This is a genomic window from Paenibacillus sp. N22P23 (genome assembly GCF_059383735.1).
On record NZ_JBXENT010000012.1, the window covers coordinates 88,633 to 100,337 of the forward strand.

General features: G+C 46.9%; 13 protein-coding genes. 4 read left to right on the plus strand and 9 right to left on the minus strand.

Annotation, left to right across the window (positions count from 1 at the left end; all coding sequences use genetic code 11):
• Window positions 1-117: 117 nt before the first annotated feature.
• From AC506A_RS28215 to coxB, 9 genes are all read right to left on the minus strand, one after another.
• Window positions 118-867: a DeoR/GlpR family DNA-binding transcription regulator gene (locus AC506A_RS28215; protein WP_495464341.1), complete on the minus strand. Its 750-nt coding sequence runs from the start codon at window positions 865-867 to the stop codon at window positions 118-120.
• A gap of 35 nt (window positions 868-902) precedes the next feature.
• A complete protein-coding gene (locus AC506A_RS28220; protein WP_495464342.1) occupies window positions 903-1,943 on the minus strand; it encodes an aldose 1-epimerase family protein in 1,041 nt (346 codons plus the stop codon).
• Window positions 1,944-2,176: 233 nt separating this feature from the next.
• Window positions 2,177-2,878 carry a cold-shock protein gene (locus AC506A_RS28225; protein WP_495464343.1) on the minus strand — a complete coding sequence of 234 codons (702 nt, stop codon included), beginning with the start codon at window positions 2,876-2,878 and terminating at the stop codon, window positions 2,177-2,179.
• Window positions 2,879-3,209: 331 nt separating this feature from the next.
• Window positions 3,210-3,674, minus strand: a complete 465-nt coding sequence (locus tag AC506A_RS28230; RefSeq protein WP_495464344.1) for a DUF420 domain-containing protein — start codon at window positions 3,672-3,674, stop codon at window positions 3,210-3,212.
• Window positions 3,675-3,713: 39 nt separating this feature from the next.
• Window positions 3,714-4,613 (minus strand): cytochrome c oxidase assembly factor CtaG, encoded by a 900-nt coding sequence (ctaG, locus tag AC506A_RS28235; protein ID WP_495464345.1) that lies wholly within the window; start codon window positions 4,611-4,613, stop codon window positions 3,714-3,716.
• 85 nt (window positions 4,614-4,698) lie between these two features.
• The gene (locus AC506A_RS28240) at window positions 4,699-5,013 is read right to left on the minus strand and encodes a cytochrome C oxidase subunit IV family protein (protein WP_495464346.1); all 315 of its coding nucleotides are present in this window, start codon (window positions 5,011-5,013) and stop codon (window positions 4,699-4,701) included.
• Window positions 5,014-5,016: 3 nt separating this feature from the next.
• The gene (locus AC506A_RS28245) at window positions 5,017-5,637 is read right to left on the minus strand and encodes a cytochrome (ubi)quinol oxidase subunit III (RefSeq protein WP_494822054.1); all 621 of its coding nucleotides are present in this window, start codon (window positions 5,635-5,637) and stop codon (window positions 5,017-5,019) included.
• Window positions 5,634-7,487 (minus strand): cytochrome c oxidase subunit I, encoded by a 1,854-nt coding sequence (gene ctaD, locus AC506A_RS28250; RefSeq protein WP_495464387.1) that lies wholly within the window; start codon window positions 7,485-7,487, stop codon window positions 5,634-5,636. The genes AC506A_RS28245 and ctaD overlap by 4 nt, the downstream gene beginning before the upstream one ends.
• A 68-nt stretch (window positions 7,488-7,555) precedes the next feature.
• Window positions 7,556-8,599, minus strand: coding sequence for a cytochrome c oxidase subunit II (gene coxB, locus AC506A_RS28255; RefSeq protein WP_495464347.1), 1,044 nt, complete (start codon window positions 8,597-8,599; stop codon window positions 7,556-7,558).
• 350 nt (window positions 8,600-8,949) lie between these two features.
• Between coxB and AC506A_RS28260 the strand changes: the two genes are divergently transcribed.
• The 4 genes from AC506A_RS28260 to AC506A_RS28275 all read left to right on the plus strand — a co-directional run bounded on the left by AC506A_RS28260 (window position 8,950) and on the right by AC506A_RS28275 (window position 11,654).
• Window positions 8,950-9,684: a hypothetical protein gene (locus tag AC506A_RS28260; RefSeq protein WP_495464348.1), complete on the plus strand. Its 735-nt coding sequence runs from the start codon at window positions 8,950-8,952 to the stop codon at window positions 9,682-9,684.
• Window positions 9,685-9,923: 239 nt separating this feature from the next.
• Window positions 9,924-10,367, plus strand: coding sequence for a MarR family winged helix-turn-helix transcriptional regulator (locus AC506A_RS28265; RefSeq protein ID WP_495464349.1), 444 nt, complete (start codon window positions 9,924-9,926; stop codon window positions 10,365-10,367).
• Window positions 10,368-10,449: 82 nt separating this feature from the next.
• Window positions 10,450-10,839: a DoxX family protein gene (locus AC506A_RS28270; RefSeq protein WP_495464350.1), complete on the plus strand. Its 390-nt coding sequence runs from the start codon at window positions 10,450-10,452 to the stop codon at window positions 10,837-10,839.
• 38 nt (window positions 10,840-10,877) lie between these two features.
• The gene (locus AC506A_RS28275) at window positions 10,878-11,654 is read left to right on the plus strand and encodes a pirin family protein (RefSeq protein ID WP_495464388.1); all 777 of its coding nucleotides are present in this window, start codon (window positions 10,878-10,880) and stop codon (window positions 11,652-11,654) included.
• Window positions 11,655-11,705 lie beyond the last annotated feature (51 nt).

Genomic DNA, 11,705 nt, shown 5'->3' on the forward strand with positions numbered 1-11,705 from the left:
TACCATTCCCCTCTGTTCTGTTGGAACATATAATGTTCGTTTATAACATTATTCTATAGGAGCAATTTACACCTGTCTATCAAAATGTTTAAAACAAACACACTGCCGACCGAATAATTACGCTTCCAACAGCTGTACTCCGTTCTCACGACAGGCATCCACCAACGATTGCTCAGGCAGTTGATCGCAAACGACACGATGCACCGCTGACAGAGGCGCGAACGAGAACAGCTCCTTCGCTCCGTATTTCGTATGATCGACGACGACATTAACCTCTGTCGCTTGCACGATAGCCATCCGCTTGATTTCAGCCTCGTACATATTGGAATTGCTGAAACCGTGCTTGGCCGTAATTCCTGTGGCACCAAGGAACACGCGGTCAAAGGCCATCTTCCCAATGGCCTCCACCGTACCAGGCCCCACTAACGTAGACGTCGTTTCCAGCGCCATACCGCCCGTGACAACTGTGGTAATCCCTCGCTCTAGCAGCTCCAGCGCTATATTCAGGGCATTCGTAACTACGGTTACGTTCATGCCAGCCTTCAAATGCCGCGCTACATAGAGAGTAGTCGTGCCTCCATCGATAAAGATAGAATCATTCTCGATCACAAGAGCTGCCGCTGCTCTGCCGATTCGATTCTTCTCCTCGGTCATGACGACGGATCGATCCTGCAGCGCTACATCCTTGGATGCTAATATTGCGCCGCCAAACGTACGCTTCACATACCCTGCAAGCTCCAGCTTCTCCAGATCTCGCCGAATCGTCATCTCCGTTACGCCAAACGTTTCCTTGAGTCCGGCTACCTTCACTTCGCCGCTGCTCTCCAGCAAACCGAGCAGCTGCTGCTGCCTTTCATTCATGCTCATCGTCATCTAGCTCACCTCGCCCTTCCGCGCTGCTCTTAGCTAACTGTCAATTCCAATTCATAGGCTAGCGATGCTCCCGGCTCCAGCATAACCAAGCTTCCGCGCTGCCGCTCAATCTCCATTCCTTCGACATCGCAGTTCGAAGGCTCTATGCCAAGAGCGTGCACGCCGGCACCGGGCATCTTCCACTGCACCAGCTTCCGAAGCGTATCGGTATTCCAGCTCAGCTTTACCGCGATCGGCAAAGTATGTCCTAGTGCTACCGGAAACGCCGGCTGATGGATGGTTACGGCTGCTTTCTTATCGGTGGGGAAAGCCAGTTCGTGATAATACACACGCTCAGCGTATTCAGGATCCGGAGCATTCCAACGGTTATAGCCCTCTACCGGTACCTCTGCTTCCCGCGGCACAACCTTCCCTCCATCCGGAAAATCAATCCGCGACTGTTCCGTAAGCAGCGGATACCCAAAATTCACATGATACAGCATCATATGCGGACAAGCTTTAAACCCAGCATTCTCTACGACATCGCGGATCGTAACTCGATTCTCGCCAAGTCGGCATCTGATCTCACGTTTTAGGCGAAGATGACCGCCGAACATGGACGTTTCCTCCAGCGTTCCTGCGATTCGCATCTCATATTCGTCGCCTTCCCACCAGCCTTCCGCGACAACCTGCCGTGCCGGAGTATGATGCGCTCTGCCATGCAGACCATAAGAGCGACCATCAACCTTGCTTGGGGACCCCGCGCTGATCAACCCGCAGGTCATCAGTAATCCTCCCGAAGCGGTGCTCAGCCACCCTAATTCCTGATCATCATAATGAGAAGGATGCACATCGCCATTGGCCGATTGCCAAGATAACGATCCACCGCCGAATGAAGCAGATGAGATATCTAGTCCCTTGTCAGGCATAACATCAAACGACAGCCCTGCTCCTGTTCGAACGGACAGCACCGATGAACCTGCTTCATTGCCTTCTGTCAGCGTCAATCTGCGAATGCCGCCAATTTGCTCGATTCTCCCCACTCTAGCTTCTATTTCCCTGCGTGTATATTGTCGTCCATGCAGCTGCATCGATTTGCACTCTCCTGTTCGAATCAAACATCATTTGTTCCTTATTCACATATTTTACTGGTTCACTACCTGTCTGTAAACATCTGCCGAAAGTTTCATCTACTCGCTGTCTATGCATGCCTCTCGATAAGCCATACGTTATGTAGTGGTGCGACGAATAAGGTATAAAGATTTGTTAGAACAAAAAAAGCCAGCCTTGAGTAAAAGGTCGGCTTTATCTTTTTGAAATAATATTAACTTAGAATATCATCTAATTCTTTACACTTCTCAAAAACATCAAATTCATCTTCATAAAACTTATATTTATCGTTTTGATACGTAGTTACATAGAGATAGTTCACCTTTTCAGTTATTAAATCTTCAATTTCAACCTTCAGATCAATGTAATGAATACCGTCTTCTTTAGCATAATAACGGTCATATTCTCCGTACGTTAGGGCAGGTTCTTTTTTATAAAATTCTTTTTCTTTAACGAATACCATTTTAGACTTGCAACGCTTCTCTATTATCTCATAAGCTCTTGATTCATTTATTTCTTCAAATTTACCTTTATGTTTCCATTCAAATTGTTCCCCGACTACTCCCAATTGGCTTAGAAGTTCAACAAATCCATTTACTTTCTTTTCTTCCTTTTCATAAACTTTTTCAAAGTATTGAGTTATGTATTTAATTCCATAGCTTTTAATATTACTTAGTTTAATTCTAGCGCTTCCCAATTGAATAAATGTTGGTTGCTCTTTCATGGAAAGTAAAGATATTTCAATTGCAGTCATCCCTTTTTCATTCTCGGATGGCCTGAACTCTACCATTTTACCAGCAGTTGGCTGTTCTAAAGAATTAATACTAGAACTGTGAAAAAATCGATCTGTTCCATCGTCTCCAACAATAAAGCCAAATCCTTTATCTGAATTGAACATTTTAATTCTACCTTTCATTCAAGCACCCCCAACATTCCATTTTTTTCTTTACAATATATTGTATCACGTATATATCGATCGTTTAAATACTATCCTAACATCACCTTCCCTTGTATTCACTTCTATCGCCCCCAGCAAACGCCATGCTCAATCACCGCGTCGAAGTCGATGAGTTACATGAGATTAGCGATGATATTTCTCAGGTGTTCAACAAGCTAACTCAGTATTATGCAATCATTCAAGAGAGGACAAGAAACGAGCAATTACTTAATAAGTAGCACAAAAAAGGTGTTACAGAAGCAAGCTTCTGCAACACCTTTTACAATTAAACCGCCCTGCTTCTGGCAGCTTAACCGCCGAACAAAACGTCCAGTACCGGTTTCGTATGACCACCCGGATACAATAGATAAAGCAGCACATATACCATAATACCGGTGATAGCCGTGAAGAACCAGATTACTGACGTCACGCGTCCCCACTTGCGATGCTTGGCAAAACGGCTCTTGAATCCAAGTGTCAGCGTAGTAAGTCCGAACACTGCACCTACTGTTGCCAGCACGATGTGGAAGAACAGGAACGTCAGGTAGTAAGGCTTCATCTCATCTGAGCCGCCCCAATCTGTATTGCCAACGAATATCGTACGCGACATATAGATGATAAAGAAGAGAAGCGCAGACACAGCGCCTGCGAGCATCACTTTCTTGTGAGCTTCAAGCTTTCTCTTGATGGCTAAATTCCATCCGATCGCAACGAGAATCGCACTGAGTGCGATAAAGGATGTACTGATAGTAGGTAGTATCGTGTAAAGTGACAAGGAGCATCCCGTCCATTCATGAAATATCAAACATCTCTATTAACTGAGTGCACCACTGTCCGGCAATTCGTCATCGGAATCAGCATGCTCTTTCTTGTACCAATGGAAGAAGACATAAGCCAGAATCGCGCCGTACATGACTTCCTGTACGAGTTTCATAACAATTCCGCCAAGCTGCTGGTCCTCGGTTATTCCCATCAAATTAAAGAAGGTCGGTCCGTTAAAACTCGAGAGCAGCGCACTCGGATCGCCGGCCACGCAATAGCCCATCGCTTGTGCCCATACCTCCGGGTCGTTGTATGTCGCATACATCGGATGACTGGCGAAAATAATAAGCGCGCAAGCCGGCGTAAGCAGCATGCCGCTTGCGAATATATACGCCATTTTACGAACATCCGTCAGACGGTTCCACTCCGGCACCGGGCACGTAATTTGAAACCACATCATAAACGAAGTGGCAAGCAGTACCAAGTAGTAGATTCTATGAATCGTAAAATGCGTCATGACATAGTCATGAACAGCCGGTACGTGATACACCGAGAATAACATATTAAACACAACTAACGTAAAGATCGGATTCATAAGCGAGCTGTATTTTCTCCAGAACGGTCTGGCAAACACATAACGCCAGATATATGCGGGAATGCCAAGCAGCAACAGCGGCGGCACGATTAAATACGATAGGGACATATTCACCATATGGAAGGTGAACATCATATGGCCAAGCAGCTCGAGCGGTCCGCCTTGCGCCAAATAGTAAAGCACCATTCCAGATACAAACAATATCTTCTGCAGCACCGTGACACGAGGTTCATTGGGCGCATGCTTTTCCTTCCAAGGTCCAGCTAAGTAGAAATAGAGGATAACCAATGCTGTCATAAAGAAGAAAAACCACGGGCTCCATAACTCTTCAAAGCTGAAAAATTGCAATCCGAGCATGATGGTACCCCTTTCCATTCCAACCTACATTTACAACAAAAGAGGGGGCCAACTAGGACCTCCCTCTCTTCAATTTATAACCGTATTACCACCAAGCCCAATATTCAGCCATGATGACAATCGTGAATACGACGAACACACCCATTAGAATGCCTACAATCGGGAAAATATGACCGCGGTCTTTCATGTGCATCCAGAAGCCCATTTGAACGAACACTTGGACGAACGCCATAAGAACCAAGCTGATGTAGATAAACGATGTGTTAATCTCGCCTGCAGCAACCATTGCGAATGCAATGACAGTGAGCAGAATCGAGAAGATGAAAGCAATGATATGCTTCTTAGGACCTTCATGCCTATGGTGTTTCTTCTCTTCGGCAGCAGAATGTTGACCAGCCATTCGTTAGCCCACCTTTCCCATCAAGTACACGACGGTGAAGATGAATACCCACACAACGTCGATAAAGTGCCAATACATACCGGCAACATATATCTTAGGAGCAGTAACAACATTTAAACCTTTTTTGAAGATCTGCGCAATCAGAATCGAAATCCAGAGAACCCCGAACAATACGTGAGCACCGTGGAAGCCGACGAGCGTATAGAACGATGTACTGAATGCGCTTGTTGAGAACTTGTGACCTTCGTGAACGTAATGCGTGAACTCATAAATCTCTAGGCCCAAGAAAGCAAGACCGAAGAGAACGGTAATGACGAGCCACCATACCATCGACTTCACTTTGTTCGTGTGCATCGATTGAATCGCGAACACGCTAGTCAAGGAGGATGTTAGCAAAATGAACGTTGCGATTGCAACGGTTTTAAGATCAAACAACTCCATTGGAGTTGGGTTGCCATCGCCGACTTGGTGGCGAAGTGCCAGGTACGCCGAGAACAGCGTACCGAACAATACCGTTTCACCGCCAAGGAACAGCCAGAAACCAAGAACTTTATTACGTCCCTCGAGGGTTGCTTTTTCCGGCTCATGAGGGAGTTGACCGTCTACGTGTGTATGTCCACTCATGCTTTAACCCCCTTATTCCCTTGAATCTCATCCACTTCGATATGGAAACCATGATCATCATACACCGAACGCAAGAACATGCATGCAAGTGTAATGAGCATTCCGAATATCGCGATAATGTGATGATTTAGAATATACGCCCAAGCGCCTGTACCGTAATCGCCTTTCGCATACATGAATCCAAGACCTGCGATGAACAAGCCGATTGACATAAAGAACGGAAGAATGGATGGTGATGGCATATGGATAGGACCAAGCGGTTCAGCCGGGATCATTTCCTTTTTGCCTTCCATTTTCTCTCTCCAGAAAGCATCATAACCGCGAACGAGCGGAGTTTGTGCAAAGTTGAACTCTGGTGCTGGAGAAGGAATCGTCCATTCCAGTGTACGTCCGTCTTCCCATGGGTCATTGCCCGCATTACGCGGCTTCATGGAAGTAATGACGATGTTCAGCAAGAATACGATTGTACCCACACCCATCAGCATTGCGCCGACTGTACTGATCATATTCAAGTTGTTGAAGCCCATACCGTCTAGGTAAGTCCATACACGACGCGGCATACCCATCAAGCCAAGGAAATGCTGTACGAAGAATGTAAGGTGGAAGCCGATAAAGAATGTCCAGAACATGATCTTACCGAGAGTCTCGTCAAGCATACGACCGAACATTTTTGGCCACCAGTAGTACAGACCCGAGAACAGACCCATGATCAAACCACCGACGATTACGTAGTGGAAATGGGCAACTACGAAGTATGAATCGTGATATTGGAAGTCAGCTGGTGCTGCTGCAAGCATAACGCCCGTTACGCCACCCATTACGAATGTTGGAACGAAGCCGACTGCGAACAGATTTGCTGTTGTGAAACGGATCGAGCCGCCCCACATCGTGAACAACCAGTTGAAGATTTTGATACCTGTAGGAACCGCAATCAACATTGTTGCAATGGAGAACAATGCGTTCGCAACCGGGCCAAGACCCGTCGTGAACATATGATGCGCCCAAACCATGAAGCCCAAGAAACCGATTAGTACTGTAGCAAATACCATGGAGCTGTAACCGAACAACCGTTTACGCGAGAATACGCTGATTACTTCGGAGATAACCCCGAAAGCAGGCAGGATCAAGATGTAAACCTCAGGATGTCCGAAAATCCAGAAGATATGCTCCCACAGGACGGCGTTACCGCCGTTGGTCGGTTCGAAGAAGTTCCCGCTGAACACACGGTCAAACATCATCGCTACCAAGCCAACTGTCAGAGCAGGGAAAGCGAACAAGATAAGCGCCGAAGTAATGAACGCAGACCATGTAAACATTGGCATACGCATGAAGCTCATGCCCGGTGCACGCATGTTAATGATTGTTGCCAAGAAGTTAATACCACCAACCAACGTTCCGATACCGGCAATTTGAAGACCGATAACATAATAATCGAGACCGTGCGTTGTACTATAAGTCGATGTCGAAAGTGGTGCGTAAGCAGTCCAGCCTGCATCTGGCGCGCCGCCAGCAAACCAGCTGACATTGAGCAGAACGCCTCCTGCAAAGAATGTCCAGAAACCAATTGCGTTAACGAACGGGAATGCAACGTCCCGCGCGCCGATCTGCAAGGGTACGATCGCATTCATTAAGGCGAATATAATCGGCATCGCCGCAAGGAAGATCATTGTTGTACCGTGCATCGTCAGCAATTCGTTGAACGTATGCGCCGCTACGAAGTCATTTAACGGCTTCCATAGCTGAATCCGAATCAGGAGGGCTTCCAATCCGCCAACCAGGAAGAAGAATCCGCCCGATATCAGATACAGAATGCCGATTTTTTTATGGTCAACGGTTGTCAGCCAATCCATCAGGCCACTATACCGTTTAACCGCATGTCCGTGAGCCAAAGTAGGTACCTCCTTCATTCCGTAAGTAATTAATATTCTAGCTTCAAGCCTGCCAAGTATTTCGAGATGGCTTCGACTTGCTCTTTGGTCAGATCAACCTTAGGCATCAACGTGCCTGGTTTCACTTCCTGTGGATCGGTGATCCATCTGATAAGGTTCTCTTCAACCGTACCTTCGTTAGCGAACTCCGCTTGGTCTGTGTTGACCAGAATACCCGCTACCGATTGTTTGCTTCCGATACCCGTCAGATTCGGATAAATCTGTCCGCCGTTACCGCCAATTGCGTGGCAAGACAAGCACTGTTTATTGAGTAGTTCCGCGATTTCCTGATTCTCAGGCAGCGCAACCGGATTCTTCATAGCAGCTACCCAGCGGTCAAACGAAGCACGATCTACAACCTTCACCTTGAAATCCATCAAAGAGTGAGAAGGTCCGCAGAGTTCGGCACATTTACCAAGGTAAACACCAGTCTTCGGTGCTTTAAAGTACATGATGTTCACGTTGCCGCCCGGATTCGTATCGATTTTACCGGCAAGCGACGGAATCCAGAAGGAGTGGAGCACATCAGCTGTTTTCGCTTCTACCGAGATAACCGCATCGTTTGGAATGAGCAGCTCTTGTGCTGTCTTCACGCCAAGGTTCGGATATTCGAACTCCCACCAGTATTGGTGAGCTGTAACTTTAACTTGTATTGCAGCCGGATCCTTCGTGTAGTCCTTCGCAAGTCCGAAGACGGACTTAACTGTTGGAACACCGAGAATGATCAGCAGGATAATCGGAATGACTGTCCAAATAATCTCCAGCTTGTGGTTCCCTTCCACTTGAACAGGGATCGATTTGTCGCCTGGACGGCGGCGAAAGCGAATAATTACATACACTGCAATAGCGAAAACGACTAGAACGACCCCGATCATGATCCAGATCGTTAATTTCATTAGTCCGTACTGTTCTTCGGCAACCGGCCCTTGCGGTCTAAGCGTCGACAAGTCAGCTCGTCCGCAAGCTGACAGCAGCAACACCATTCCGGCAAGAAGCGGCATAAGCCGTTTTAGAACGTGCCACCGATTCATCATCAATCAACCCCACTTTTTACGTTTTCGCAGCTGCCGTAGATGGCGCAAAAAGCGGCTGTGCTGCGTGAAATCCTAGATGTTTAGACAACTTCTGCAATCTAATCACTTTATTAAATATAAAGTTGAAGGTGCTATTTGTCAATGTTCCCAGGCGTGTTCACAAATTGTTCTCATACCAGTAAAATCGCCGATTTCGACGGTTTTTCCGCTTGCCATTTTACCGTTTCGAACCACCATGTCTATCCTACATTGTGTGCAAAAACCATGGTTCTTTATGTATCGAAATAGCATGCATATTTGTTTCACACTAGCCCATCCTAAAGCTAGGTTAATGAAAGGAGCTACCCTTAATGAAAAAGCGAGCAGCTTATCGTTTATTTCTCATTTTGATTGCCGCCAGTGCAATGGTAACCGTCATGGCCTTAAGCGGCTGTAACTACGAACGCCACGTTCAGAACAGCACATTCGATTATGGCTCCAAGAAGAAGGGCGATCCCAAAATGCTCGGCAGCCGGATGTATGGAACTATGAGCGGTTTGCCGGGCCAGCACGACAATGCTTGGTTTGAATACAGCTCCCTCATTTCGAATGATGTGTCCAATATTAACGGTGTAGCCGGTGCGATCGTCATGCTTTCGGATAAGAATGCCTATGTCGCAATCACAACAGACTGGACAGCAACAGGTACGCGTAAAACAGGCGGTCCTAAAGAGCAAAATAACGGCGGAACAACGGAAGGCGTCTATAATGTAGATAACGGAAGCCCTTATTGGAACAATCAAAGGGTCGCAACGCCATATAACTCTGCACTCACGATCAATGACCACAATGAAATCTCCGGAGAGCTGAAGCAGACGATAGCAATTCATGTGCGCAAGCTGGCTCCGGCAGTTCAGGAAGTTCATATCTCAGCAAACAAAGAGTTCAACAACCATATGATCCAATATGCACAAGAGGCATGGGCAGGACATTCCCTCACGCCATGGCTCTCTTCATTTAATACGCTTGTGAAGCATCAATTCGTTGGCGGAGACAAAGTACCGGAACCGATCGACAGCCAGCTTCGAGCACGTATGAGCAAATAACAATGCTTCTGATCACACTGACTGCTGGACTGAAGCGCATCATGCGTTTCAGTCCTCTTTTGCGGAAAATTGCTTCTATATAATGTAGGAAAAATTCACTCCTCTATTCATCGCTAGTACAAGTGTGCTCCATTTACGTATGCGGCAGTCTTGACAAACTACCCAAATTCATTTATCTTTAAATTAAGATATCAAGGTTTAAGACAAATAGCTGCAACATTCGATTCGAGGTGAAAATCATGTCTATCGAAACCGATCAGGAATTGCATCTCTTCATTATATTGTCCCGTGCACATCAATGGGTTAGCGCTCACGTTCATCAAGATATTCGCAAGCATGGCCTTAATCCAACGGAGTTTGGCGTTCTCGAGCTTCTGTATCATAAGGGTGAACAGCCGCTGCAGCAGATTGGCGAGAAGATTCTCATGACGAGCGGCAATATTACTTATGTTATCGACAAGCTTGTTGCCAAGGGATTGGCGCATCGGAAGGCATGCCCTACTGATCGCCGTGTCATTTATGCTGAAATTACGGAGCAAGGCAGAAAATTTCTCGACGATGTGTTTCCGAGTCACCGCGAGGTTATTGCTGATGCAGTGAGCGGTTTGTCGACTGAAGAACAAGAACAAGCAATTGTTTTATTGAAGAAGCTTGGCATCGCGGCACAAAGCAGCTTCACATAGAGCTTCGGAATCTCGATTATTCGGGTTAGATATCTTAATGTTAAGAAACTTAATATTTTCATTTTATGGAGGAAAATCATTCATGAGTATTGCACTAGGCTTGTTACTTATTCGTTTGGTTGTCGGTTTGACGTTTGCGGGGCACGGCGTACAGAAGCTGTTCGGCTGGTTTGGCGGATATGGCCTGAAGTCGACCGGAGGCTGGATGGATTCCATTGGTTTAAAACCAGGTGTTGTAATCGCGCTGGCTGCAGGCATTGCTGAACTTGTCGGGGGCTTGCTCTTTGTCCTAGGATTATGGATGCCGGTATCGGCTGCACTTCTTGTACTCACTATGCTTGGCGCTATTATTTCCGTTCATCGTAGAAACGGCTTTTGGATTACGGCTAACGGCATGGAATACAACATTGTCCTCATTGCAATCGCAATCGGTGTCACACTTATTGGTGCAGGCGAGTACGCAATTGGTTGATTGAACATCAAACTCATTCATTGGAGGTTACTATTATGATACAAACACTCGTATACGGACCATCTCTTCAAGCTACCGGCGCATTTGATGGCGGCAAAATCACGGAGCAGAAACCGATCGGCTTCTCAGGCGAAGGTTCTGTCGTGAAACGCGTAAGCACGTTGTTCTACTGGGCATGGGCTCATTCCAAGCAAGATGGCTACATTCCGCTTCATCCACACCAAGCGTTTGAAATCATGACCTATGTTGTAGCAGGTCAGGCGGAACACGGCGATACGCTCGGCACGAAGAGCACAATCGGTTCTGGCGGGGTACAGCTTATGCAAACCGGTTCAGGCGTCAGCCATGAAGAACGTTTTGTCGGCCCGGACATGGAAGGCTTCCAAATCTGGTTCGAGCCATCCATCCAAGAAGCCCTCAAGCGGCAGCCTACGTATAACCAATACGAGCATGAGGAATTCCCGATTGCCCAAGGCGCCGGCTATACGAAGAAAACCATCATGGGTGAAGGCTCACCAATCTCCATCACAGCAGATGCGCTCATGTGGGATGTCGAGCTAGCGCCGGGCGCGCAATATACGCATTCAATTGCAGGCGGACGAACACTGACTGCACTGGCCATTCGCGGAGACGGCTCATGGACTTATACATCTGAAGAAGCGAAAGATACCACCTTTAAACATAAAGATTTCATCTTGGCCAGAGCAGCCGAAGCTCAGGAAGCTGTCATTACAGCAACCGGCGACACGCCGCTGCGTCTCATTCTGATTGATGTGCCTACCAACGTAGACTACCCGCTCTATCCTAAACGTTAATTCTTATACCAAAAGGGGATCGAAGTGCCGCCTTGGCACTCCGATCCCCTT